This window comes from Actinokineospora sp., assembly GCF_050699995.1.
Taxonomy (GTDB): domain Bacteria; phylum Actinomycetota; class Actinomycetes; order Mycobacteriales; family Pseudonocardiaceae; genus Actinokineospora.
This window is the reverse complement of the sequence record NZ_JBOHGC010000666.1, coordinates 1-23,844: the sequence shown is the minus strand read 5'-3', so window position 1 is coordinate 23,844 and position 23,844 is coordinate 1. Positions and strand designations below refer to the sequence as shown.

The window sequence follows — 23,844 nt, the reverse complement described above, 5'->3', positions numbered from 1 at the left end:
TGTCCTTTCACCCAGTAAGTCGCCATGACGATGCTCGCAGCGATCGCCCGGCGCGGTCGTCCTCCTGCGTGCCTATCCCTTGTAGGACTTGCGCGCGGAGACGATGACGTAGCCGATCTGGTCCTTGCGCGGGGCGTAGAAACCGGTGTTCTTCTTGGAGAACTCGGTGATCGCGCCCTCGCCGAACTTCGCCGCGACCTCGGTGCGCCGGGTCATGGCCGCTTCGAGGTACTTCGTCTTCATGCCGAAAACCCTTGGGCCGCACTGGGTGTACTCCTCGACGGCGAACCCGGCGGCGGTGGTCAGCGCCAGCCACTCGTCCAGCGTCGGCAGCGTGCCGAGCTTCAGCGTGGTCATGAACTTGGCCAGCCGCTCGGGGTCGTCGTGCGAGCGCAGGCTGAAGTCGGAGAAGGTGACCCGGCCGCCGGGGCGCAGGACGCGGTGGAACTCACGCAGCACGACCTCCAGGTCCGGCGCGTTCTGCAGCGACTCCAGCGCCAGGATCGCGTCGAACGTGTTGTCCGGATAGGACAGTGACATGAAGTCGCCGTACTCGAACCGGACCGCGTCCGCCACGCCCGCGGCCGCCGCGCGCTCGTTGGCCTTCGCCACCTCGAACCCGCTGACCGTCACACCGGTGACCCGCGCGCCGAACTCCTTGTTGACGAAGATCGCCGTCTCGCCGGGCCCGCAGCCCGCGTCGAGCACGTGCTCACCCGGCCGCAGACCCAGGGTGGCCGTGACCTTCTGGCTGATTCGGTGCAGGGCCTCGGTCAGCGGCGCGTCGTCTTCCCGGTCGTACCAGTACCACATGTGCAGCTGCCCCTCGCGGATCTCGTCCTCGATGGGCGCGCGTTCGTCGTAGTGCCGTCCGATGTCGGCCGAGTCGATAAGGCTCATACTGTCCGCGGCTCCGTTCGGTAACTGAGGTGGGTCACGCCGTCGCCTGGCACGACCCGGCTGATCTGCGGTCCGATCTGCTCCGGCGATTCAGCGAAGAGCCGCACACCGCCGCCGAGCACCACGGGCACCAGGTGCAGGCGGATTTCGTCGAGCAGGCCCGCGGCGAGGTACTGCCTGCCGACGTCGGCGCCGCCCATCACGTAGACGCCCTTGTCCCCCGCCACCGCCCGCGCCTGGGCGAGCGCGCTCTCGATCCCGTCGGTGAGCGCGCCCCCAACGGAAAATCCTGGTCGTCGTCGGGCGCGGTGATGTACCCGTCCAAGGACACCGTGCTGTCGAAGACGACGATTCCCATGCCCCACATCGTGTTCGCCCGACGGACGACCCCACATCTCCGCGCGTGCTCAGTGCTCGCGGCGACGGCAACCGGGAAGATGCGACGGCGGTGACCTGCGCGGAACGATGGATCGCGACGTGACCCGCGTTATCCGGCGTGCGGTCCCATGAGGAGGAGACCGAATGACGAGCAAGATCGACATCGACGTCTGGGTAGCCGACCTGAACTTCCCCGGGTGGATGGACCGCTGGCACGCGCAGGCCGCCGAGTTCGGCCGGATCCATCCCGAGTACCGGGTCAACGTCCGGGGCATGAACTTCTTCTCCTTCCCCGAAGACGTGGCCAAGGAGGTCGCGGAAGGCCGCAGGCCCGCGCTCGCCGAGTACTACTTCTACGCCAACCAGGTGGCCCGCGACGCCGTCGCGCCCGACGGCAGTCCACTGTGGACCTCGGTGACCAAGGCGGTCGGCGACCGCACCGAGTTCCTCGGCGAGCCGGTCATGCTCGACGACCTGCACCCGGCGTTCCGCGACTACTACACGGTCTGGGGCGACATGGACTCGCTGCCCTCGGTCGGCACGACGAGCCTGCTGTTCGCCAACCGCGAGCTGCTCGACAAGGCCGGGGTGTCGGAGCTGCCGAAGACCTGGGACGACGTGACGTCGGTGTGCGAGGCGGTCTCCCGCATCCAGGACGGCCCGTCGCACGCGATCACCTGGTCGAACCACGGCACGTTCGTGCAGCAGGCGCTGGCCACCCAGGGCGGCTTCCTCACCGACAACCGCAACGGCCGCGACGCCCGCGCCACGAAGATGGAGCTGGCGTCGAAGGAGATGATGACCTGGGTCGAGTGGTGGAACGGCCTGCACAAGGCGGGCCACTACCTCTACACCGGCGGATACCCGGACTGGGCGGGCACGCTGCAGGCCTACCGCGACGCGCACGTGGCGATCCGGATCTCCTCGTCCAACGACGTCAACTACATGGCGCACGCGGCGAAGCTCGGCGGCTTCACCATGGACGTCGACGTGTTCCCGCACAACGACAACTCCCCCTACGTCGGCAACGCCGTCGCGGGCACGTCGATGTGGCTGGGCAACAACCTCGACGAGGACGTCCAGGAGGGCGCGCTCGCGTTCCTCATGTGGATGCACAACCCGGTCAACGTGGCGCAGCGGCACAAGGACAACAGCTTCGCCCCGATCACCAAGGCGTCCTACGACCTGCTCAAGGACGAGGGCTGGTTCGAGCAGCACCCCTACCACGCGCTCACTTACGACCACCTGCTCGACTTCCCCGCCTCGACCGGGCGCAAGGGCATCCCGCTCTCGGAGGGCGCGGTGTTCGGCGACTTCGCCGGGGTGCAGGACGTGATGGTGCACGCCATGGGCGACGTCCTCGCCCGCGGCGCGGACCCGTTCGACCGGTTCACCCAGGCCACCGGCGAGGCGCAGAAGCTGCTCGACGCCTACAACCACTGGGCGCTGCGGACCCCGCGCCGGGCCGCGGACATCCCCGGCAGCAGCCACCGCGTCGAGTTCTGGAACGACGTGGCGCCCTACACCGCTCAGGACATGGAGAACGTGGTCCCGCTGAACGGCTGATCCACCCGGTTCACCGCACCCTCAAGCAGAGACGAACGTCAAGGAGATATCCGTGAGCGACGCTACAACAACTCGCGCGGTGGTATTGGGCGGAAGTATCGCGGGCCTGTTCGCGGCCAGGGTCCTGGCCGACGCCTACGACGAGGTCCAGATCGTCGACCGGGACACCCTGATCGATGTCGCCGGCCCCCGACGCAGCTGCCCGCAGGGCAAGCACATCAACGGTCTGCTCGCCCGCGGCCAGCAGGTCATGGAGGAGTTCTACCCCGGCATCACCAACGAGATCTTCGCCGACGGCGTGCCGACCGGCGACCTCTGCGGCAACGTGCGCTGGTACTTCAACGGCGTCCGCATCCAGCAGCAGGAAGCGGGTCTCACCTGTGTCTCGGCCAGCAGGCCGATGTTGGAGAAGCACATCCGCCGGCGCACCGCGGCCCTGGCGAACGTCGTCTTCGTCGAGCAGCACGACATCCTCGGCCTGGCCACCTCGCCCGACAAGAGCAAGGTGACCGGCGCGCGCGTGCAGGCCCGCGGCCAGAAGCGCGAGAAGGTCATCGACGCCGACCTCGTGATCGACGCGACCGGGCGCGGCTCGCGCACGCCGATCTGGTTGCAGGAACTCGGTTACGGGCTGGTCGAGGAGGAGAGCAAGAAGGTCGGCCTGGGCTACGTCACCCAGCACTACCGCCTCAAGTCCGACCCGTACCACGGTGACCTGTCGATCAACCCGGTCGCCAACGCCACCCTCCCCCGCGGCGCCATCTTCACCAAGACCGACGGCGGCCGGGTCGAGCTGACCGCGTACGGCATCCTCGGCGACCACCCGCCCACCGACCAGCAGGGCTTCTACGACTTCGTCAAGACGCTCGCCGCGCCGGAGATCCACGAGGCGCTCATGCACGCCGAGCCGCTCGACGAGCCGGTGGCGTTCCGGTTCCCGACCACACTGCGCCGCCACTACGAGAAGCTCGACCGCTTCCCGGACGGCCTGCTGGTCGTCGGTGACGCCGTGACCTGCTTCAACCCGGTGTACGCGCAGGGCATGACGGTCTCGGCGCTGTCCGCCCTGACCATCCGCAACCACCTGCACAGCGGCGCGGCGCCGCAGCCGATGCAGTACTTCCAGGATCTGTCGAAGAATGTCATCGACCCGCCGTGGGAAATGACAAACACCGTCGACCTCAGCTTCCCCGGGGTCGAGGGTGAGCGGCCGCTGCGGATGCGGATCGCGCAGCGGTTCCTCAAGCTCGTGCAGTACGCCGCGACGAAGGACAAGGCCATCGCCGCGCAGTACATGCGGGCCGCGGGCCTGATCGACGGGCCCGAGAAGATGCAGCGCCCGGGCTTCATGCTCAAGGTGCTGCTGAAGGGCCTCTTCGGACCGGCGAAGAAGACCCCGGCACCGCCGCTGGCGCCGATCGCGGGCGGCGGAGTCGAGACCTGGTCGGAATACCGCAATGCCGCATAAGCACTGAGCTGTTTGGGAATCGCCTCTTCTCGGTTCGCCGAGAAGAGGCGATTTTCCTTTGTGGGCAAGGAAATCATGCGCACTACACGAGATGCGACCGGCACTGACCTGGCCGGACGATAGAGCGGTGAGCCCACCGGCGTCCGATGTACCCAGCCCCCACGGTTTCGACAAAGCCACGAGTTCCGCGATCCAGAACGGTTTGTGGTTTCTGGAGAAGGCGGATTCGACCTCGGCCTCGTCGACCGTGTGTCTGGCGTACCAGGTGACCGGCGAGCTCGACCTTGACGCGCTGCGGGCCGCATGGCAGGCCGTGTGCGCCCGTCATCGCATGCTGCGCACCACATTCGCCGAGCGCGCGGGCGTGCCGGTGCCGGTGGTGGCCGCCGACGGCGCGCCGCTGGTGCTCGCCGACTTCGTCGAGGAGCCCGAGGCCGTGGCGGACTGGGCGCGGGAGCAGGCCGCCGCGCCGCTGCGGATGTCCGAGGGCCTCGCCCGGCTGGCGGTCGCGAAGTTCGGCGAGTGGGACCACGCCGTCGTGCTGTGCCTGCACCGGGCCGCGGCCGACGACGAGTCGGCGTCGATCGTGCTGACCGACCTCTCGGAGGCGTACACCGGCGCCAAGCAGGGCACCCCGCCCGACACGCAAGCGCTTTCGCCCAGCTATGCGGAGTTCGCGCAGGACGAAGCGGAGCGCGCCGAGGACCCGGAGTTCGCTGAGCGCCTGCGCTGGTGGACCGCGACCGTCACCCCGACCCCGACCGCTGTCACGCTGCCGACCGACCGGGCGCGTCCGGCCGGGTGGTCCACCGCGGGTGACGTGCTGCGGTTCGAGTGGGGCCCGGAGGTGACCCGGCCGCTGGGCGAGCTGGTCCGCGCGTCGGGGACGACCCCGTTCGTCGTGCTGCTGGCCGCCTTCCAGGCCCTGCTCGGCCGCTACGGCGGCGACGAGCGGCTCGCCGTGGGCTGCCCGGTGTCGGTGCGGCCGCGCCCGGAGTTCGACGGTGTGGTGGGCGCGTTCGAGCACCCGCTGGTGTTCACCGCCGACCTGTCACAACGACCGACGCTGCGGACCGTGGTGGAGCGGGTGGCGCGGTTGAACACAGAGGCGCGCAAGCGCGCCGATGTGCCGTTCGCCGACGTGGTCGTAGCCACCAAGGCCGAGCGCGACCCGCGGCGGATCCCGCTGTGCGACACCATGTTCGTCTTCCACGACCAGGCCAGGGCCGAGCTGGTGTTCGACGGCGCGACGGTCGCCCCGCGCGTGGTCGAGAACGGGTCGGCCGTCACCGACGTGACCATGGACCTGCGCCTGGTGAACGCGAATCTGCTGGGAGCGCTGGAGTTTCGGTCGTCCCTGTTCGACCGCGCGGGCGCCGAGCGGTTCCTCAGCCAGTTCCAGATGCTGCTCACCGCCGGGCTGCGCGACCCCGACCGGCCCATCGCGGACCTCGCCATCGACGGCGCGGACCGGATCGCGACGGCCGTGCGCGACGCCGACCAGATCACCGCCGCCGCGCCCGCCGCGCGCACGGCGAACGAGCTGTTCCACTCCCAGGCTCAGCTGCGGCCCGAGCAGATCGCGCTGTCGGCCGGGAGCCAGGTCACCACGTACCGCGAACTCGAACGACTGGCCGCGATCATCACGGCGGCCCTGCTCTCCGAAGAGCACATCGGGGGCAGGCCCGTCGTCGTGCGGATGCCCACCGGCAGGCTCCAGGTGGCCGCCGTGATCGCCGTGCTCGACGCGGGCGCGCACGTGGCGTGCCTCGGCGATGGCGACACGGGCGAGCGTGGAAAGTCGGTCCTGGCGGAGCTTCAGCCCGCGTGCCTGATCGTCGACGGCGACCCGGCGCAGGATGAACTGGCCCAGTGGTACCTCACCGAGGTGGGCGGCACGGTGCTCGACGCGTCGCTGCTGGAACCCGACTCGACCCCGCGGCCGCACGTGCCGAGTGTCCGCAACGGGCGCGCCTACGTCACCTACACGTCTGGGTCGACGGGCAAGCCGAAGGGCATCCCGCAGACGCACGCCACCCTCGCCCAGTTCGTCACCTGGTTCTCCGGCGAGTTCGTCATCCGGCCGGGGTCGCGGATGGCGCAGTGGGCCTCCCCCGGCTACGACGCGGCGCTCGTGGAGATCTTCGCGGGCCTGGTCGCCGGGGCCACGCTGTGCCTGGTGCCCGACCGGATCCGGGCGAACCCGGAGAAGATCGTCGACTGGCTCGTCGAGCAGCGCGTCACCCTTTTCCAGACCGTGCCCAGCTTCGCCCGGCAGGTGCTCGGGGTGGTGAGTTCCCGTGGGGTGGCGGCACAGTTGGCCGCGCTCGACCACGTCCTGCTGGCGGGCGAGGCGCTGCCCGCGGACCTGGCGAACGGCCTGCGCGCCGCCCTGCCGTCGGTCCGGCTGGTCAACCTCTACGGGCCGACCGAGTCGATCCTGGCCACCTGGCACGAGGTCGCCGGGGCGCTGAACGGCACGTCGCCGATCGGGCGGTCCATCCCCGGCAGGCAGGTCCTCGTGCTCGACGACGAAGGCAGGCCGTGCCCCGACGGGGTCACCGGGAACCTCGTCATCCGCAGCCCGTACCTGACCGACGGGTACCTGGGCAGCGAGGACCGCTCGGCGTTCGAGCCGGTGACCGACCTCGCCGCGTACGGCATCGACGGGTCCAACTGCTACCGGACCGGCGACCTGGGCGCGCGGCGCCGCGACGGCGTCCTCGAATTCCGTGGGCGCAAAGACTTCCAGATCAAGTTCAACGGCATGCGGATCGAGCTCAGCGACATCGAGTCGGCGCTGCAGGCACACGAGTCGGTCGCCGACTGCGCGGTCGTCGCGGTCACCACGTCGGACGGGCTGGTGAGCAGGCTGGTCGGCTACGTCGTGCCGCGCCGCACCGAGTCCGGCGACGCGGTCGGCTCGGCGGGCGAGTGGCGCGCGGCGCTGCGCGCCCGGTTCGGCAAGGGCATGCCGCCGGTGTCGTTCCAGACGATGATCGGCCTGCCGCGCGGCATCGGCGGCAAGGTGGACCGGCGCCTGCTGCCCGAGCCCGCCGCCGCGGGCCGTGCGCCCGCCACCCCCAAAACGCCCGTGGAGACCGCTGTCGCCGAGCTGTGGGCCGGGCTTCCCGGTGTCCGGCCGACCGGCGCGGACGAGTCGTTCTTCGCCGCGGGCGGCCGGTCATTGCAAGTCCTCGTGCTGCTCGACCAGGTCCGCGAGCGGTTCGACGTCGAGGTCTCGCTCCACGATTTCCTAGCCACACCAACGGTGACCGGATTGTCCACAGTGGTCGAACACCAAGTTTCCCTGACAGCCGCAACTGGAACCAGACGGGGTGAAGAACGTGACTCTGCTTGACACCAACCTGTCCGTTGACTTCGACGGCGAGAACGTCGAGATCCTGGACATCCGCCGCATCGCCGAGGACGGTGCTCCGTGCAAGGTCGCCCCGGCCGCGCTGACCAGGGCCGCGGCCAGCAGGCAGCAGTTCGAGGAGACCGTCCGGGCAGGCGTCCCCATCTACGGTGTCACGACCGGTTACGGCGAGATGATCTACATGCTCGTCGGCACGGCGAAGGAAGTCGAGCTGCAGACCAACCTGGTGCGCAGCCACAGCGCGGGCGTCGGCCCGGTCTTCGCCGAGGACGAGGCGCGGGCGATCGTGGCCGCACGCCTCAACGCTCTCTCCAAGGGCTACTCCGCCGTGCGCCCCGAGCTGCTGGAGCGGCTGGCGCTGTACTTGAACCTGGGCATCACCCCGGCCATCCCGGAGATCGGCTCGCTGGGCGCCAGCGGCGACCTCGGCCCGCTGGCCCACATCGCGTCGACGATCATCGGTGAGGGCTACGTCCTGAAGAACGGCCGCCGCGCCGAGACCGCCACGGTCCTGCGTGAGCACGGCATCAAGCCGCTGGAGCTGCGGTTCAAGGAAGGCCTCGCGCTGATCAACGGCACGTCGGCCATGACCGGCCTGGGCTGCCTGGTCGTCAGCCGGGCCTTGGAGCAGGTCAAGCAGGCCGAGATCGTCACCGCGCTGGTCGTGGAGACCCTGCTCGGCTCGACCAGCCCGTTCCAGGCCGAGGGCCACGACATCGCCCGCCCGCACCAGGGGCAGATCGACACCGCGTTCAACATGCGCAACCTGCTTGAGGGCAGCGCGCTGGCGGTCTCGCACCACCAGCTGCGCACGCAGGCCGCGGCCCAGTCCAGCGGCGACGTGTCCCGGACCGACGTCTACATCCAGAAGGCCTACACCCTGCGGGCGATCCCGCAGGTCGTCGGCGCGGTCCGCGACACGCTGTACTACGCGACCAAGACGATCGACATCGAGCTGAACTCGTCGAACGACAACCCGCTGTTCTTCGAGGGCAAGGAGGTGTTCCACGGCGCGAACTTCCACGGCCAGCCGGTCGCGTTCGCCATGGACTACGCCACGATCGCCCTCACCCAGCTGGGCGTGTTCTCCGAGCGGCGCACCAACCGGCTGCTCAACCGCTACCTGTCGGGCCTGCCGGAGTTCCTGGTCTCCACCGGCGAGCCGGGCCTCAACAGCGGCTTCGCGGGCGCCCAGTACCCGGCGACCGCGCTGGTCGCCGAGAACCGGACCATCGGCCCGGCCAGCATCCAGAGCGTCCCGTCCAACGGTGACAACCAGGACGTCGTGTCGATGGGCCTGATCGCGGCCCGCAACGCGCGTCGGGTGCTGTCGAACAACAACTACATCCTGGCCGTGGAGTTCCTCGCCGCCGCCCAGGCCGTGGACGTCTCGGGCCGCTACGACGGCCTCAGCCCCGCGGGCAAGGCGGCGTACGACCAGATCCGGTCGCTGGTCCCGACCCTGGAGAACGACCGCTACATGTCCGACGACATCGAAGCGGTCGCCGGCGCCCTGTCCCGCGGCGAATTCCTCGACGCGGCTCGCGATGTCGAACTTCGCTGAACCCCGTCAGGAGGTACCGATGAGCAACAACATCTGTGAACAGGTCGAAGCGATCTGGAACGACGTGCTGAAAGTCCGAAGTGGACAGGAAGAGGCGACGTTCTTCGAACTCGGCGGCGAGTCGATCTCCGCGGTCCGGCTGGTGTCGCGGATCGAGGACGAACTGGACATCCTGATCGACGTCGGCGACATCTTCGAGGACGACCCGACCCTGTCCGCGCTCATCAGCACGGTGATGGCCAAGGCCGCGGAGACGTCAGCGGCCTGAGCTTGACGGAGGGTGGCCCGCAGGCACTTCGCCTGCGGGCCCCTTCTCATGCCGGTTGGAACAGTTCGATCAGGTTGCCCGCGGGGTCGGCGAGCAGGATCTGGCGACCGCCCGGCCCGGAGACCACATCGCTGCGGAAGGACAGACCGGCGTCGCGCAGGCGCGCGATCTCGGCGTCCAGGTCGTCGACGATGAGGTGGACGCGGTTGCGGCCGGGGGTGTCGGCGGTGTCTTCCGGGGTGGCGCGGGCGCCTGAGCTGGCGGCACCGGACAGGAGCAGGCGCAGCGGGCCCCGGATCACGTCGGCGAAGGCGGGGGCGGCGCTGGTGTTCAGGGTGAAGCCGAGGTGGGTGGTGTAGAAGTCGATGGCCGCCTGCACGTCGTCGACGAGATAGCGGACACCGGCGACCCGATCGGACTCGCTCATACCGTCAAGCGTGGACAGGCCCGCCACCTGCCGCGACCCGTTCACCTGCCGCTTGATAGCGGATACGCTATCATCGGACCATGGTCGCAACCGGGCAAGAGCGAGCCACGGCGGCGGAACTCGTGGCCACGGCGCGCGGTAGGCGCCGGATGTCTCAGCGGGAGCTCGCACAGGCCGCGGGCGTTCCGCAATCGACCGTGTCGAAGATCGAATCCGGTCAGCGCCAACCGTCGGTCGCAATGCTCGAACGGCTCCTGGAAGCAGCCGGCTTCAGCCTCCAGACCCGACTCGCGAACACCATCCGGCCTTCACGCTTGCTGGAAAAATACGGCGACGAGGTCACGAAAGTCTTCGCCCGCTTCCCGCTCGCCCAGGTCTGGGTTTTCGGATCGGTCGCCCGCGGCGATGACCGCCCGGACTCCGATCTCGACTTGTTGGTCGAACTCAAGCCGGGGTCGTCATTCGCCGACATCATCGGTCTCGACGAGGAACTGTCGGCGCTGTTGGGATGCGCCGTCGACGTGGTCACCACCACCGAACTGGAATCCAACGAACTGTTCCGCCGAGGCGTGAACCGGCATCGACGCCAACTCGTCGTCGCCGCGTGAGATGAACGAACGCATCGCGGAGCGGTCGCTCCACGGTGGGCAGTGTGCAGGCGTCCACCCACGGCGCCGCCGAGTCGCACTCCATCGTCATGACACCCACGGTAAGCCTGTACACAGGTACCGGATGCAACCATTCCCGCCGAATTCCGACGGGGCGTCGGCCGCGGATCGGTATGGTGAGCACCGACGAACCGTCGCGAAACGGGAGGCCACACGGTGTCGTTCGTGAGCGAACTGCCGGAGTCTCCCTACTCGCGCACGAGCCTCGCCGACGTCGTGCCGTCCCTCATGAGCGGCCTGGGTGTTCCCGGCACGACGAACACCCTCGGGCTGCCGCAAGCGCGCCAGGTGTGTTTGTTGCTGATCGATGGCCTCGGCTGGAACGACCTGCTCGACCACGCCGACAACGCGCCGTTCCTGAGTTCTCTCGCGGAGAACAGCCGTCCCCTCGGCGCGGGATTCCCGTCGACCACGGCCACGAGCATCGCGTCCATCGGCACCGGACTGCCTTCGGGACAGCACGGCCTGGTCGGCTACACGTTCGCGATGAGCCCCGACGACATCGTCGACGCGCTCACCTGGACCATCCACGGGCCGGGAGCCAAACGCGACCAACGATCGGTGCACGTTCCGGAAGAAGTGCAACCGTTCCCGACGCTGTTCGAGCGCGCCGCGGAGGCGGGTGTCGCCATCGGGGTCGTCAGCCAGGCGGCGCACCTGGGGAGTGGGCTGTCCCGCGCGGTGCTTCGGGGCGGTACGGCGACCGGCGCCTACGCGCTGGGTGACTTGGCGGCGGGCGCCATCGACGCTGTCCGCTCGGGGCCCACCTCCTTCTGCTACGCCTACCACGCCGACCTCGACCTGCTCGGTCACCTCCACGGTCCCGGTTCCGAGCCGTGGATACTTCAGCTTCGCTGCGTGGACCACCTGGCCGAGGTCATCGCTGACCGGCTTCCGCCCGGTGCCGTGCTGGCGGTTACCGCCGACCACGGAATGATCAGCTCGACCCAACAGTCCACTGTGGACTTCGATGGCGAACCCGCTTTGCGGGACGGGGTACGAAAGCTCGGCGGTGAACCACGAGTGCGGCACGTCTACACCCAGCCAGGGGCGACCGCCGACGTACTCGCCACCTGGCAGGGGATTCTCGGCGACCGGGCGTGGGTCACGACCCGAGGCCAAGCGATCGCGGCAGGATGGTTCGGTTCGACAATCGCACCGCACGTGACCGACCGCATCGGCGACCTGGTTGTCGCCGCGAGAGCCGACAATGTCGTGGTCTCGTCGTCAAACGAACCGCACTCGAGCCGATTCGTCGGCCACCATGGATCCCTGACGCCCGAGGAACAACTCGTGCCACTGCTCGTCCACCACGCCTGATGGGATAACGCACACGTGCCCGCACTCCTCGACCCCGTAGTCGCACCCGGCAGTCTCGCGCGGACAGCCCAGCCGATCCTGCGAGCCGATGACCTCGTCCTGCGCCCCTGGCAGCCGTCCGACGCCCCGACGCTCGTCGCCGCCTACGCCGATCCCGGCATCCAGCGCTGGCACACCCGGTCCATGACCGACGACGAAGCCCTCACCTGGATCCACCACTGGCCCGACCGCTGGAAGCAGGAGACCGGCGCGGGCTGGGCCGTCACCGACGACTCCGGGCTGCTCGGCCAGATCAGCCTCCGCAAGCTGAACTTCACCGACGGCTTGGTGGAGGTCTCCTACTGGGTGCTGCCCGCGGCCCGCGGCCGCCAGGTGGCCGCCGGCGCGCTGACGACGCTGACCGACTGGGTCTTCGACGACGCGGGCTTCCACCGCGTCGAGGTGCACCACTCCGCCGCCAACCCGCCGTCGTGTCGGGTGGCGGAGAAGGCGGGCTTCCCACTGGAGGGCGTCATGCGCAGGCAGGCGCTGCACACCGACGGGTGGCACGACATGCACCTGCACGCCCGCGTCAAGGCGGGCCAACGACCCGACCGCTTTCGTGGAGGCGTCGGCATCACCCCATGACCAAAGCCCCAACCCCGCGCAAGGGGTTGGGGCCTGAGTCGAGAGATCAAGCGGCCCGCTGCGTCTTCACGCCTTCCACCGCGTCACGCGGGCTGTTCTGGTACGCCGCCAGCTTCCACTGGCCGTCCTGCTTGACGACGATCCAGGCCGCCCGGATGGCCGCCTTGTCGGCGACCTCCGACTCGCCCGGGTCCAGCACGCCGCCCGCCGACAGCAGGATCGCCGCGTCCCGGCCGAGCGGGCGCATGTCGATCGGCTTGCCGGTGACCTGGGTTCCCTTGTACACGTCGGCGAACGCGACGGTCATGTACTTCTGGATCTCCTCGCGGCCCTTCTTGTACAGGCCGGGCAGCACCATGGTGCCGTCGTCGGTGAAGACGCTCGCGAACGCCTCCGCATCGGCGTACGCCCACGACGCGATGACCTTCTGGGTCAGCGAGGCGATGGCGACCTTGTCGGCGTCGGTCAGATCAGTGCTCATGCTCTTTCCCTTTCCGGCAAGCGCTAGATGTAGAGGGTGTTGGGCTCAAGACCGCACAGCACCCGGCCGTACAGCTCGAAGTTCGTGTTGGGGTGCATCAGGGCGTGCAGGTTGACCGCCTGGATGTCACGCGAGATGCGCTGGATCGGGACGTCGGTGTAGATCGACGAGCCGCCGCTCGCGGTGGCCAGGATGTCGATGGCCTCCTTGGTGAGCTTGATGACCGCGCCCATGTCCGCCCGGGCCTGCGCGCGCTCCTCGAGCTTCCACTCGACGCCCGTGGACGTCTTCGAGTCGACCAGGCCCGCGAGGCGGTGGGCGTGGAACTCGGCCTGGTCGATCTTCAGCGTGGCCTCGGCGACCTGGTGGTGCGTGATCGGCGCCTCGCGCTGGCTTTCGTAGGCGGTGTAGGTGATCTTGCGGTTGGGCAGGCGGTGCAGGAACGCGTCCCGCGCGGCCCGGCCCAGGCCGACGATCGTGCCGACCGACGAAGCGGCGGCGACCGGCATCAGCGGCGAACGGTAGATGGAGCCCTCACCGTTCTGCTGCGACGCACCGGCGCCCTGCAGGACGGCGGGCAGCGGCAGGACCCGGTCCTGCGGGATGAACAGGTCCTTGGCGACCGTGCTGACGCTGCCGGTCCCCTTGAGCCCGAAGGTGTTCCAGTCGTCGACGATCAGCAGGTCGGTGATCGGGACCAGCGCCATCACCGGGTACGGCTCGCCCTCGGCGGGCACGTAGATCGCGATGACCTCCTGCCACTGCGCGTGGTGCGCGCCGGAGATGAACTGCCACTTGCCGTTGACGACGATGCCGCCCTCGGCCGGGGCCGCCATCGCCGACGGGCTCAGGGTTCCGCAGATGCGCACGTCCGGGTCGCTGAAGACATCGTCCTGCACGTGGTCCGGGAAGTGGCAGGCCATCCAGCCGGGAATCCAGTAAACCGACGCCACCCACGACGCCGAGCCGTCGCCGCGGCCGAGTTCGGCGGCCACGTCGACCAGGGTGCGGGTGTCGACCTCGTAGCCCCCGTAGCGCTTGGGGCGGCGCAGCTTGCCGAAGCCCGCGTCGGTCAGGGCCTGAACCACCTCGTCGTGCAGGCGCCGGTTCTCCTCCGACCACGCCGCGTGCTTGCGCAGCAGCGGAGCCAGGTCGGACGCGCGCTGGACGAGTTCCTCCCTGGTCGGGATTTCGGTCGTCATCGCCAATTCCTCCTACCGTTCACCAAGAGTGCAGCCGCGAGACGCGACCGAGCCGAGCCGTCCAGCAGCAACCGTCTCACCTCCGGTCGCGCGCGGGCACCTTCCGATATGCGGCCTTTCCCTTGTCCGCCAAGGGCAACTCCGCACACGCGGAGAAGGGCTGCCGGGACATCGCTGACACGATCGAGGAGCGAAGAGGCACCCCGCTGCGGCTGCGAAAAGAGGGACTAGTCCGGTGACCGACCAACAGGCTGCTGGCGGCGGCTCGACCGAGCCGCGGCCCAAGACACGTCCACTGACCGGCGACGAGTACATCGAGAGTCTGCGCGACGACCGCGAGATCTACATCTACGGCGAGCGCGTCAAGGACGTCACCGCGCACCCGGCGTTCCACAACCCGATCCGGATGACGGCCCGGCTCTACGACGCGCTGCACGACCCGGAGAAGCGCGACGTCCTCACCTGCCCGACCGACACCGGCAGCGACGGGTACACGCACAAGTTCTTCACCACGCCCAAGAGCGCCGAGGACCTGGTGGCCCACCAGGGCGCGATCGACGCCTGGTCGCGGATGAGCTACGGCTGGATGGGCCGCACCCCCGACTACAAGGCCTCCTTCCTCGGCACGCTCGGCGCGAACGCGGAGTTCTACGAGCCGTTCGCGGACAACGCCCGGCGTTGGTACAAGGAGTCGCAGGAGAAGGTCCTCTACTGGAACCACGCGATCGTGCACCCGCCGGTGGACCGCAACCTGCCGCCGGACCAGGTCGCGGACGTGTTCGTCCACGTGGAGAAGGAAACCGACGCGGGCCTGGTCGTCAGCGGCGCCAAGGTGGTCGCCACCGGGTCCGCACTGACCCACTACAACTTCATCGCGCACTACGGGCTTCCCATCAAGGACAAGAAGTTCGCGCTGGTGGCGACCATCCCGATGGGCGCGGCCGGGATGAAGCTGATCTGCCGCCCGTCGTACTCCGCGCAGGCCGCGGTGATGGGCAGCCCGTTCGACTACCCGCTGTCCTCGCGGATGGACGAGAACGACACCATCCTGGTGCTGGACAAGGTGTTGATCCCCTGGGAGAACGTTTTCATCTACGGCCACCTCGGCAAGGTGCAGCTGTTCTCCGGCCGGTCCGGCTTCCCCGAGCGGTTCACCTTCCACGGCTGCACGCGGCTCGCGGTCAAGCTGGAGTTCATCGCGGGCCTGCTGGCCAAGGCCGTGGACATCACCGGCACCAAGGACTTCCGCGGCGTGCAGAGCCGGATGGGTGAGGTTTTGGCCTGGCGCAACCTGTTCCTCGCGCTGTCCGACGCCGCCGCGCGCAACCCGGTGCAGTGGGTGAACGGCGCGGTCCTGCCCAACCCGCAGTACGGCTTGGCGTACCGGTGGTTCATGCAGATCGGGTATCCGCGGGTCAAGGAGATCATCGAGCAGGACATCGCCAGCGGGCTGATCTACCTCAACTCCAGCGCGGACGACTTCAGGAACCCGGAGATCCGGCCGTATCTCGACAAGTACGTCCGCGGCTCCAACGGCATCGAGGCCGTCGACCGGGTCAAGGTGATGAAGCTGTTGTGGGACGCCGTGGGCACCGAGTTCGGTGGCCGCCACGAGCTCTACGAGCGCAACTACGCGGGCAACCACGAGCAGACCCGGGTGGAGCTGCTCAACTCGCAGCTGGCCAACGGCCAGGTCGACGGCTACAAGGCCTTCGTCGACGAGTGCCTGGCCGAGTACGACCTCGACGGCTGGACCGTGCCGGACCTGTCCAACTTCGATGAGCTGCGCCAGTTCCGCGGCGGCCTCAACGGCTGACCGCGCACCCGGACTGAGGGCGAGCACTCCCCTGGGTGCTCGCCCTCATTCGCGTGTCAACCCGCCAGCCGGTCGATCGACGACGGCTGGGGTGCCCCAGCGGGCTTGGTGATCGGGATGACCTTCGCCAGCCGGGCCCGGCGCGAGGAGCCGAAGCGGCTCATGATCGGGCGCTCCACACCGAAGTACAGCGCGGACGACAGCGCCACAGTGGTCAAACACAGCAGGGCCAGCACACCGAGCGCGGCGGGCGTGCTCCACGTCGTCCCCAGGAGGCGGTGGCCGTAGTCGAGGACCAGCCAGTGCAGCAGGTAGAAGGCGAACGTGATCTCGCCGAGGAAAATCATGACCCGGCTGGAGAACCAGCTCGGCCGGGCGGCCACGTCGGCCGTCGCGAGGGTGAACAGGATCAGGCCGATCGGGGCGACCATGGTGGCCGCGATCCGGTACGGGCCGGGGAACAGCGGGGTCAGCGCGTACATGGCGATCGCGATGGCGGTCGCCCCACCGATGCTGAGGGGCAGTGTCCGGCCGGTGCGCACGATCTGGGCCAACACCATGCCCAGCACGAACTCGATCATCCGGACCGGTGGGAACACCGAGACGAACCAGTGCTGCCACATCGTCAGGTCCAGGCCCGGTGTCACCGCCGCGCTCGCCAGCGCCGAGGTCGGTGGGATGACGCTCGCGAGCAGCGGCATCAGCCACACGCCCGCGACCAGTCCGCCTGCCAGCAGCCACAGCCGGTGTTCGGGGACTCGCCTGACCAGCATGAAGAGGAACGGGAAAGCCAGGTAGAACAACAGCTCGCAGGACAGCGACCAGCTGATCAGGTTGCCGCGGAAGGCGATCGCCAGGTCGGGAACCCAGGAATGCAGCAGCGCGAAGTTGATGACGGAGCTGAAGTCGACCGAGGTGCCGACCACGACCGCGCCGAGGATGAACGCGGCAGCGGTGGTCACCAGGTGGTTGGGGAAGATCTTCGCGACCCGGCGGCGCCAGAAGCCGCGGATCGTGTCGGTCTCGCGGACCGACCACGACAGCACGAAACCGCTGAGAACGAAGAAGAAGACGACGCTGGCGAACCCACCGGACGCGATGACCGTCCCCAGCAGTCCCTGCGCGGGTGCGGAGGAGAAGAAGCCGCCGTAGAGGATCGCGTGGTACAGGAACACGGTCATGACCGCGAGGAACCGGGTTCCGGTCAACGAGGTCAGTCTGGATCTGGATTCACCGGCATGGAGCCGCTCGGACATCTGGTGCCTCCTGTGGAGAGGTCCCGGGCGGCCCAGGCGGTTCCCATGCGCACTTTCCGCGAGTCCCACCCAGAAGATTGAACCCCGACCATGGCGCAGCGGGGTCGCGGCCGCGTCCTCCCGATTGCGACTTGCACGAGCTATCCGAGAATGCGCTTTACCATGGCAGCAAACAGGAATAGCGGCCGACGCCGGACTCCTCGTTAGCCTTGGGCCAAGTCGCTCAATCCCTTCGTCCATCGACGTATTAGGAGCATTCCGATGGAGAAACGCTGTCCCGCATTGGATACCACTGGTCGGAATATCCACGCCGAGGCAGCGGCGCTGCGTGCGCTCGGTCCGGCGACCCAGGTCGAGCTGCCGGGCGGGGTGGTCGTCTGGTCGGTCACCAGCCACTCGGTGATCAAGAGCATGCTGTCCAACCCGAAGGTCACCAAGAGCGCGCGCAACCACTGGCCCGCGTTCTACAACGGCGAGCTGAACCCCAGCTGGGAGATGATCAGCTGGGTCGCCATGGACAACGTGTCGACGTCCTACGGCAAGGACCACCTGCGGCTGCGCAGGCTCATCGGCAAGGCGTTCACCCCGCGCCGCACCGAGGCGATCCGCCCGCTCGTGGTGGGGCTGACGAACATGCTGCTCGACGGCCTCGCCGCCGCCGAGCCCGGCGAGGTCGTCGACCTCAAGGAGCGCTTCGCCTACCCGCTGCCCGGCATGCTGGTCGCCGAGCTGATCGGCATGGGCGAGCAGCAGCGCGCGGCGACCGCGAAGGTCATCGACATGATGGTCGACACCACGGTGTCGCCGGAGACCGCGCAGAACATCCTGCTGGGCTGGCGCGGCGCCATGGCCGACCTGATCGCCGAGAAGCGCGCCAACCCCGGTGAGGACATCACCAGCGACCTCATCGCCGCCCGCGACGAGGACGGCTCGCGGCTCACCGAGCAGGAGCTGGCGGACACGATCTTCGCCATCCTGGGCGCCGGGTCGGAGACCACGATCAACTTCTTCGACAACGCCATCACCGAACTGGTCACCCACCCGGAGCAGCTCGAACTGGTCCTCGCGGGCAAGGCCACCTGGGACGACCTCATCGACGAGATCCTGCGTGTCCAGTCCCCCCTGGCCAGCCTCCCCCTGCGCTACGCCGCCGAGGACATCGAACTCGACGGCGTGACCATCGCCAAGGGCGACCCGATCCTGATCAACTACGCCGCCGTCGGCCGCGACCCAGAGCTGCACGCGGACAGCCCGGAGGAGTTCGACATCCAGCGGGAGCACAAGGCCCACCTGTCCTTCGGCCACGGCCCGCACTACTGCCTCGGCGCGGGCATCGCCCGCCTCGTCGCCACCGTGGGCCTCTCGACGCTGTTCGAGCGGTTCCCGGACCTGACGCTGGCCGTCCCGCGCGACGAACTGGTGCCGATGCCGACGTTCATCATGAACGGGCACCGGCAGCTCCCGGTCTACCTGACCGCGCAGGAAGCGCGAGTGGAGAAGGTGGCCTGACCGCGACAGGTCCGGCAGGCTCCCGCGCCTGCCGGACCTGTCGCCGTATCGTTGCTCTTGCTTTATCTTCGGGTTCAGGGTCCGAGTCCCTGGCGGCCACCAAGGCAGGCTTACTTGAACCTTGACCCGCAAGGGCAAGGTTCAGCAGGTCGGCTGCGGTGAGAACATCCCAGTCAGCCCCCCTCCTCCGCGAAGGGGCTGACTACGTTCTGGGGGCGGTTGTGGTCGCTGAGCGCCCCTCTGCGGCGATGGGGACCTGCAACCGCCGGTTGGCCTCTAGCAGGCCCTCGGAAGCCTCTGTGAGGTCGTGGCCGGTGTGACGAAAGGCTTCATGTCCTATCAAGAGCGTTTGTTACAGATTCGTTCTGCCGTTGAGCACCTGGATACGGCGACTGTCCGTGGGTTATCTCCATATGACCCAGGTTCTGACAGTTGCACCTTTATCCCACTGCATGGCTGCAATTTCTAAGGAGATGCCTGAACCACCCAAGGGTGGTAAGACGGTGACGATCGCTATGGAGGACGCACTGCGCCCCTTCCCGCTGTAGCTGCTTGTTCGCCAAGTCCAGTGTTCTTGCGGTTGCATAGTCACTCGGTTCGTTCAGTTAGTGTGAGCCAACTCCACTACGAACGCAGACCAGCTAGGGGCCGGAAAGACCAGAGTTGGGCCAGCCGCGTTCTTTGAGTCGCGGGTGGCCGTACGGTTGCCGACGAATGCCACTTCCACACAGGCCCCGTTACCGCTGCTCCGAGAACTCTTGCGCCAGGCCGCGCTCGTCAGGTCAACCGTGTTCATGGTCTCTCGCCCTCCTTCTAGCTTCTCTTGGGTATGTCAGCGATGAGGCTTGCCGAATCGTTGGGGCTGAGCGCCACTGCTACCAAGTTGTCAAAGATCGAGCGGTAGCGGCGGACATCGGCGGCTGACTCCAGGAAGAGGTCTCCGGCCATGCTGTCGATGTAGATCAGGTCGGTGTCCATGGGGTCAGCGAAGTCGAGCAAGATGAATTGGCCCGGCATACCAGGGTGAGCGCCTGCGCCGAACGGGATGACTTGCAGGGTGATGTTTGGTGCCTTGGCGCACTTGGTCAGGTGCGCGAGCTGGTCGCTCATGACGCCAGGTCCGCCGACGCCACGGCGCAGCGAGGCCTCATCGACAACGGCCCAGAATTTGATCGGCTTGGTCTTGGTCAGGACGTCTTGGCGTTCCATGCGAGCTTGAACCCGGTCTTCAACCTCGCTGTCGGTGGCTGCCGGTAGCACGCCTCGGATCACTGCGCGGGCGTAGTCCTCGGTCTGGAGCAAACCCGGAACGAACAGCGATTCGTAGTTGCGCGCCCCGGCGGCGTCGCTCTCGAAGCTGATGAACGCGGTGTACTCCTCCGGCAGTTCCGAGTGGTACGGCCTCAGCCAGCCCTGAACGGTCGAATCTTTGAGCAGCGAGATGAGGTAATCGCGCTGCTCGGGCTCGGCGTTGTAGAGAGCGAGCAAGGTCATCAAGGTGCGCTTCTGCGGCTTGGCCTTGGCGGTCTCGATGCGATACAGCGTCGCCTTGTTGATGCTGGTCGCGTCCACGACTTCTTGCTGAGTGAGGTCAGCCTGGTCTCGCAGGCGACGCAGTTCAGCGGCCAAACGGCGCAACCGAACCGTTGGAGGCTGCCCCTTCGGTGCCACGGTGTCGATCCCTTCCTCACCCCTTCAATCGGGGCCACAGCAAGTGTGACCGCTGGTGTGCACCCCACTCAAGGCGGGGTACGAACGCAACCAACTAAAACGCAACGGTTGCGTTCTCGGTTAGACGAAGGCATCCTTGCATGTGACACCAACCGTCGCCGCTCGACTGCTGAGCGTGACCCAGGTGGACGGTCCCTGAGTACAACAAGGAGGTACGGCCGTGGCCGTGTTGTGGCTTCCGGCTTCGGTGTGTCAGCACCCGGCCGAGGCGATCGTCGGCGAGCTGAACCCGCCCGCCATATCCGTGATGTGTGCCCGCTGTGGTGGGGCCTGGGACGAGACCAACGCGCCCGGTCCGGTGATCGACTCGCTGTATGAGGTTCTGGAGCGCGGTCTGTACCGCCCAATGCCCAAGGGAGTGACGCAGCTATGAGGGGTTTTGCCGAAGCGTACCTAGATGGCCCGAGTGAAGCCGTTGCCGCGCAACCGATTCAGCCAGCTCGCGACGGATTCCCGTTGCCACCGGGCAACTTGTGCCCGAACTGCCGGTCATTGGCCTGCTACTGGGGACAAGCCGCCGTCTTGGCCCTGGAGCTAGCCGGTGAGCCGTTCGAGGTTCTGACCTTTCACTGTGTCTGTCGCTGCGGCTGTCCGGCCGTACTCACCACTACCCGCCACCAGCTCGGCCAGGCAGCCGAGTCGGCCGCCCCGGAGGAACGCGCCTCATGACCAAGAGCTATCCCGTGGTCTACGGCTACGTGCGGGTCAGCGACCGACAAGAGGGAGCGGCACAAGAGCTGCGGGACGAACTCGCCACCTGGTGTGCCCGTGAGGGCTGGCACCTCGGGGCGGTTTTTACCGACGTGAGCGCCGGGATTGATGTTGATGACCGCATCGGCTTTCTCGGTCTGTTGGACGCGCTGGCCCTGCCGCAGGCGAGAGGCGCGGTGGTGCTCGACCCGGCTCAGTTGTCACCGCGGCCGGAGCTCATAACCCGCATGATGCGAAAGATGCGCGCTACCGGTAGCGCGGTGGTGTGCCGCAGCGGCGAGTTGCCGCCCATGGCTCTGAAGCACTGCCAGGGCCAGCCGGAACTCACGTCGTGATGGCTTGGGTGGTGTTCGTCGGGAGTGCCGTGCTCTTGGTCGGGCGGCTGGCGTACCGCTTCGGCCTGGGGCGGCTGTGGTGAGTGGTGGAGGTGTCAACCGACAAGAGGTGCTAACCGAACTGGCCGAGGCGCACACCGCCTTGACCGGCTTTCTCCTGAACGTGCTGGCGGTCTCGCGGCGGGAACCCGACGCCAAGCCGGTGGAGCTGGACGCCGAAGCCGCCCTGGGGCAAACCCTCGTGCGAGTCGGGCTGCTCCTGACCGACCACGTCATGCACCAGGTGGCCTATCCCCATGAGCCCTACGGCAGGCAGCCGGTACGGAAAGGGCCGCCACCGTCATGACTACGTCGCGTCACCCCGGCACCCGAGTCAACGCCTTTCAACGCTTGGTGTTCTACCTGAGCATGGATTTTTCAACGGTGGTGCTATACCGGTACAACTTCAGCACGAGAACCCCCACCATTATTTGGAGCGGGCAGCCGCAGCCTGCCGCCATGAAGAACAAGGCGGGCACCTACATCGGCCGGATTACTGGCCTCGATCTGAGCGGGGTGGACTGGGTCAGCTCGGAGCTCTTGCTCAGCGCCGTTAACCGCCCGAAGCAGCGCCGCGACCCGCTCGGAGCCGGTGGCGACTACCGCTAGTTCAAGCTGACCAACGAAAGCAGCGCCTCCACACCCATGTCTGACGTTCAGCAACTCCAGGCCGCCCTGGTCGCGTTGTCAGAGCGACTAGCGGCAAGCCCCATGCAGCAGGTCACCCATGACTGGGGCATGACCTTGGGCCGCTTCATGCAAGTGACCCGCTCTACCAATAACCCCTGGGCTATGCCGGTTGAGAACTCCATCTCTCATGCCTTCGGCCTGGCGCAGGACTTGGACGACTGTGCGCACCAACTGCGGTCGCTGCTGGAAGAGCTGGCCGCGTCGTATTAGCTCCCGTTGTCAGCCTCAGCCGCTACCGTCCAAGAACATGGGGGCTGAGGACGTTGCAGGCGATATCAACGGGGCGGTAGCCCGGTTGCCGCTGGAAGGCATCGGGGCAGCCTGCGGCCACCTCACCGAAGCGCTAACCGTGCTCGCGGCCTTGGCGGCCGGCAGCAACCAGCCCGACTTGCACCAAGCGGTAGCCGGGCTCCAGCAGGTGGTGAGCCAGCTCCAAGAACTCCCGGCCGTCTTTGACCGGGTGCGTGAAGCCATGGCCAAGGAGGTTGTCCGGCTGGCGGGTGACGGCGGGGCGGCTTCGGTACCAGTTGCCCGACCGACCAGCCCGGCTACGTCTGCCGTTAGGACGCCGCCCGCGGATACCTCTACCCGCCCCTTGGACGAGCGCGCGGCCGAGATAATGACCAAGCTTCCGGTACGAACCGGTGAACGCGGGCAAAAGACGTCTGGCTATTGGATTGATGAGGACGGCGCCGAATACGGCCCGCTCATTAGCGGCCACGATGAGGACTACGAGCACACGCGGGCGGTACTGCGTGACCTTGAAATCGGTCCAGCTAAGGGTGATCTGCTGGCGGCTTCACATGTCGAAACCAAATTTGCCGCCCGTATGCGCGGGAGTCAGCGCAAGCGAGTCACGCTCATCATTAACAATTTGCCCTGTGACGACGGTCGGTATTCCTGCGACCAACTGCTACCCAAGATCCTTCGCCCCCGATCAGGAGGTTACGGTGTACTGGCCGGGCGGTAAGGGCACCTACCGAGGACGGAGGCCGTAGCCATGGGGTTTGTCCTGGAAGCGACGTTCAAGCACGGCGCTGGCGTGCGAGTCCTGCGCTCCGCCGAGGACATCGACCAGTTCATGGCCGAGCTGCTGGCGGCCGGGCCGAACTACCGGGCCGCAACGGTGTACGCCATTGATGAGGACACCGACGCTGACCCGAAGCACGAGCTAGTGGTCGGCGTTGATCCCGAGCGTGAGCTAGGGAGCGTGCGCTACGCCGGTGACGACGGGGAGTTCTACAGCCGGGGTGAGCAGACCAACCCGGACGGCGTGGCCTACAACTACTTCGGTACTGGCCATGACTTTCCGGCTGACTCTGAGGTCCCTCTGAGCGTAGTCAAGCAGGCGATTGCCGAGTTGCTGACCTCCGGGGGCTCACGGCCAATACCAGGAACTTTAGGTTCGGGTGAGGATGGTCACGACTGTGGGTGGTGGGCCTGTCAGGTGTTTGTCGATGGGTTTCTTCGATGGGAACGGGGTGCGCTGTGTGCGGCGGACCACGCGTG

General features: G+C 67.6%; 25 protein-coding genes. 17 read left to right on the top strand and 8 right to left on the bottom strand.

The window, feature by feature from the left end; translation table 11 throughout:
• Positions 1-72: 72 nt before the first annotated feature.
• Together ACRDSQ_RS32795 and ACRDSQ_RS32790 are read right to left on the bottom strand one after the other, a co-directional pair.
• On the bottom strand, positions 73-900 hold the full coding sequence (locus tag ACRDSQ_RS32795; protein WP_431426554.1) for a class I SAM-dependent methyltransferase: 828 nt from the start codon (positions 898-900) through the stop codon (positions 73-75).
• Entirely contained in the window at positions 897-1,295 is a 399-nt protein-coding gene (locus ACRDSQ_RS32790) for a dihydrofolate reductase family protein (protein ID WP_431426552.1), read from the bottom strand. The genes ACRDSQ_RS32795 and ACRDSQ_RS32790 overlap by 4 nt, the downstream gene beginning before the upstream one ends.
• Positions 1,296-1,422: 127 nt before the next feature.
• Here ACRDSQ_RS32790 and ACRDSQ_RS32785 point away from each other — a divergent pair, with 127 nt between their 5' ends.
• The 5 genes from ACRDSQ_RS32785 (at position 1,423) to ACRDSQ_RS32765 (ending at position 9,523) form a co-directional block, all read left to right on the top strand.
• A complete protein-coding gene (locus ACRDSQ_RS32785; RefSeq protein WP_431426551.1) occupies positions 1,423-2,844 on the top strand; it encodes an ABC transporter substrate-binding protein in 1,422 nt (473 codons plus the stop codon).
• 52 nt (positions 2,845-2,896) lie between these two features.
• Positions 2,897-4,312, top strand: coding sequence for an FAD-dependent oxidoreductase (locus ACRDSQ_RS32780; protein WP_431426549.1), 1,416 nt, complete (start codon positions 2,897-2,899; stop codon positions 4,310-4,312).
• 127 nt (positions 4,313-4,439) lie between these two features.
• Positions 4,440-7,673 carry a non-ribosomal peptide synthetase gene (locus tag ACRDSQ_RS32775; RefSeq protein WP_431426547.1) on the top strand — a complete coding sequence of 1,078 codons (3,234 nt, stop codon included), beginning with the start codon at positions 4,440-4,442 and terminating at the stop codon, positions 7,671-7,673.
• On the top strand, positions 7,660-9,255 hold the full coding sequence (gene cmdF, locus ACRDSQ_RS32770) for a tyrosine 2,3-aminomutase (RefSeq protein WP_431426546.1): 1,596 nt from the start codon (positions 7,660-7,662) through the stop codon (positions 9,253-9,255). The genes ACRDSQ_RS32775 and cmdF overlap by 14 nt, the downstream gene beginning before the upstream one ends.
• Positions 9,256-9,274: 19 nt before the next feature.
• Positions 9,275-9,523 (top strand): phosphopantetheine-binding protein, encoded by a 249-nt coding sequence (locus ACRDSQ_RS32765; protein WP_431426544.1) that lies wholly within the window; start codon positions 9,275-9,277, stop codon positions 9,521-9,523.
• 46 nt (positions 9,524-9,569) lie between these two features.
• Here ACRDSQ_RS32765 and ACRDSQ_RS32760 read toward each other — a convergent pair whose 3' ends face one another.
• Entirely contained in the window at positions 9,570-9,950 is a 381-nt protein-coding gene (locus ACRDSQ_RS32760) for a VOC family protein (RefSeq protein ID WP_431426543.1), read from the bottom strand.
• Positions 9,951-10,030: 80 nt separating this feature from the next.
• On the opposite strand from ACRDSQ_RS32760, the gene ACRDSQ_RS32755 reads away from it, so the two are divergent.
• The 3 genes from ACRDSQ_RS32755 to ACRDSQ_RS32745 all read left to right on the top strand — a co-directional run bounded on the left by ACRDSQ_RS32755 (position 10,031) and on the right by ACRDSQ_RS32745 (position 12,565).
• Positions 10,031-10,558, top strand: coding sequence for a helix-turn-helix domain-containing protein (locus ACRDSQ_RS32755; protein ID WP_431426542.1), 528 nt, complete (start codon positions 10,031-10,033; stop codon positions 10,556-10,558).
• A gap of 225 nt (positions 10,559-10,783) precedes the next feature.
• Complete coding sequence (locus tag ACRDSQ_RS32750; RefSeq protein ID WP_431426541.1) at positions 10,784-11,938, top strand: alkaline phosphatase family protein; 1,155 nt, start codon at positions 10,784-10,786, stop codon at positions 11,936-11,938.
• A gap of 15 nt (positions 11,939-11,953) precedes the next feature.
• Entirely contained in the window at positions 11,954-12,565 is a 612-nt protein-coding gene (locus ACRDSQ_RS32745) for a GNAT family N-acetyltransferase (protein WP_431426539.1), read from the top strand.
• Positions 12,566-12,611: 46 nt separating this feature from the next.
• On the opposite strand, the gene ACRDSQ_RS32740 is transcribed toward ACRDSQ_RS32745, so the two are convergent.
• Both ACRDSQ_RS32740 and ACRDSQ_RS32735 read right to left on the bottom strand, forming a co-directional pair.
• Positions 12,612-13,046, bottom strand: a complete 435-nt coding sequence (locus tag ACRDSQ_RS32740) for an SgcJ/EcaC family oxidoreductase (protein WP_431426537.1) — start codon at positions 13,044-13,046, stop codon at positions 12,612-12,614.
• Between the two features lie 23 nt (positions 13,047-13,069).
• Entirely contained in the window at positions 13,070-14,248 is a 1,179-nt protein-coding gene (locus tag ACRDSQ_RS32735; protein WP_431426535.1) for an acyl-CoA dehydrogenase family protein, read from the bottom strand.
• A gap of 235 nt (positions 14,249-14,483) precedes the next feature.
• On the opposite strand from ACRDSQ_RS32735, the gene ACRDSQ_RS32730 reads away from it, so the two are divergent.
• Complete coding sequence (locus ACRDSQ_RS32730; protein ID WP_431426534.1) at positions 14,484-16,064, top strand: 4-hydroxyphenylacetate 3-hydroxylase N-terminal domain-containing protein; 1,581 nt, start codon at positions 14,484-14,486, stop codon at positions 16,062-16,064.
• A 56-nt stretch (positions 16,065-16,120) separates the two neighbouring features.
• On the opposite strand, the gene ACRDSQ_RS32725 is transcribed toward ACRDSQ_RS32730, so the two are convergent.
• A complete protein-coding gene (locus ACRDSQ_RS32725) occupies positions 16,121-17,272 on the bottom strand; it encodes an acyltransferase family protein (protein ID WP_431426533.1) in 1,152 nt (383 codons plus the stop codon).
• Positions 17,273-17,581: 309 nt separating this feature from the next.
• Here ACRDSQ_RS32725 and ACRDSQ_RS32720 point away from each other — a divergent pair, with 309 nt between their 5' ends.
• Positions 17,582-18,829, top strand: coding sequence for a cytochrome P450 family protein (locus tag ACRDSQ_RS32720; RefSeq protein WP_431426531.1), 1,248 nt, complete (start codon positions 17,582-17,584; stop codon positions 18,827-18,829).
• Between the two features lie 601 nt (positions 18,830-19,430).
• Here the strand turns inward: ACRDSQ_RS32720 and ACRDSQ_RS32715 are convergent.
• A complete protein-coding gene (locus tag ACRDSQ_RS32715) occupies positions 19,431-19,625 on the bottom strand; it encodes a DUF397 domain-containing protein (RefSeq protein ID WP_431426530.1) in 195 nt (64 codons plus the stop codon).
• Between the two features lie 17 nt (positions 19,626-19,642).
• Positions 19,643-20,458 carry a helix-turn-helix domain-containing protein gene (locus ACRDSQ_RS32710; protein ID WP_431426528.1) on the bottom strand — a complete coding sequence of 272 codons (816 nt, stop codon included), beginning with the start codon at positions 20,456-20,458 and terminating at the stop codon, positions 19,643-19,645.
• Between the two features lie 262 nt (positions 20,459-20,720).
• Between ACRDSQ_RS32710 and ACRDSQ_RS32705 the strand changes: the two genes are divergently transcribed.
• The 7 genes from ACRDSQ_RS32705 to ACRDSQ_RS32675 all read left to right on the top strand — a co-directional run.
• Positions 20,721-20,933, top strand: coding sequence for a hypothetical protein (locus ACRDSQ_RS32705; RefSeq protein WP_431426527.1), 213 nt, complete (start codon positions 20,721-20,723; stop codon positions 20,931-20,933).
• A 292-nt stretch (positions 20,934-21,225) separates the two neighbouring features.
• Positions 21,226-21,606 (top strand): recombinase family protein, encoded by a 381-nt coding sequence (locus ACRDSQ_RS32700; protein ID WP_431426525.1) that lies wholly within the window; start codon positions 21,226-21,228, stop codon positions 21,604-21,606.
• Positions 21,607-21,715: 109 nt separating this feature from the next.
• Entirely contained in the window at positions 21,716-21,952 is a 237-nt protein-coding gene (locus tag ACRDSQ_RS32695) for a hypothetical protein (protein WP_431426524.1), read from the top strand.
• Positions 21,953-21,996: 44 nt separating this feature from the next.
• On the top strand, positions 21,997-22,254 hold the full coding sequence (locus ACRDSQ_RS32690; RefSeq protein WP_431426522.1) for a hypothetical protein: 258 nt from the start codon (positions 21,997-21,999) through the stop codon (positions 22,252-22,254).
• A gap of 36 nt (positions 22,255-22,290) precedes the next feature.
• The gene (locus tag ACRDSQ_RS32685) at positions 22,291-22,545 is read left to right on the top strand and encodes a hypothetical protein (RefSeq protein WP_431426521.1); all 255 of its coding nucleotides are present in this window, start codon (positions 22,291-22,293) and stop codon (positions 22,543-22,545) included.
• A 37-nt stretch (positions 22,546-22,582) separates the two neighbouring features.
• The gene (locus tag ACRDSQ_RS32680) at positions 22,583-23,305 is read left to right on the top strand and encodes a DddA-like double-stranded DNA deaminase toxin (RefSeq protein ID WP_431426519.1); all 723 of its coding nucleotides are present in this window, start codon (positions 22,583-22,585) and stop codon (positions 23,303-23,305) included.
• Positions 23,306-23,335: 30 nt separating this feature from the next.
• A partial coding sequence (locus tag ACRDSQ_RS32675; protein WP_431426518.1) for an Imm1 family immunity protein occupies positions 23,336-23,844 on the top strand: 509 nt, incomplete at its 3' end.

Bases quoted from the DNA above. Each gene is read 5' to 3' on its own strand.
- ACRDSQ_RS32680 (WP_431426519.1), top strand. From the start codon at position 22,583: ATGGGGGCTGAGGACGTTGCAGGCGATATCAACGGGGCGGTAGCCCGG.
- ACRDSQ_RS32765 (WP_431426544.1), top strand. From the start codon at position 9,275: ATGAGCAACAACATCTGTGAACAGGTCGAAGCGATCTGGAACGACGTG.
- ACRDSQ_RS32735 (WP_431426535.1), bottom strand. From the start codon at position 14,248: ATGACGACCGAAATCCCGACCAGGGAGGAACTCGTCCAGCGCGCGTCC.
- ACRDSQ_RS32740 (WP_431426537.1), bottom strand. From the start codon at position 13,046: ATGAGCACTGATCTGACCGACGCCGACAAGGTCGCCATCGCCTCGCTG.
- ACRDSQ_RS32795 (WP_431426554.1), bottom strand. From the start codon at position 900: ATGAGCCTTATCGACTCGGCCGACATCGGACGGCACTACGACGAACGC.
- ACRDSQ_RS32785 (WP_431426551.1), top strand. From the start codon at position 1,423: ATGACGAGCAAGATCGACATCGACGTCTGGGTAGCCGACCTGAACTTC.
- ACRDSQ_RS32755 (WP_431426542.1), top strand. From the start codon at position 10,031: ATGGTCGCAACCGGGCAAGAGCGAGCCACGGCGGCGGAACTCGTGGCC.
- ACRDSQ_RS32715 (WP_431426530.1), bottom strand. From the start codon at position 19,625: ATGAACACGGTTGACCTGACGAGCGCGGCCTGGCGCAAGAGTTCTCGG.
- ACRDSQ_RS32790 (WP_431426552.1), bottom strand. From the start codon at position 1,295: ATGTGGGGTCGTCCGTCGGGCGAACACGATGTGGGGCATGGGAATCGT.
- ACRDSQ_RS32720 (WP_431426531.1), top strand. From the start codon at position 17,582: ATGGAGAAACGCTGTCCCGCATTGGATACCACTGGTCGGAATATCCAC.
- ACRDSQ_RS32700 (WP_431426525.1), top strand. From the start codon at position 21,226: ATGACCAAGAGCTATCCCGTGGTCTACGGCTACGTGCGGGTCAGCGAC.
- ACRDSQ_RS32685 (WP_431426521.1), top strand. From the start codon at position 22,291: ATGTCTGACGTTCAGCAACTCCAGGCCGCCCTGGTCGCGTTGTCAGAG.
- ACRDSQ_RS32760 (WP_431426543.1), bottom strand. From the start codon at position 9,950: ATGAGCGAGTCCGATCGGGTCGCCGGTGTCCGCTATCTCGTCGACGAC.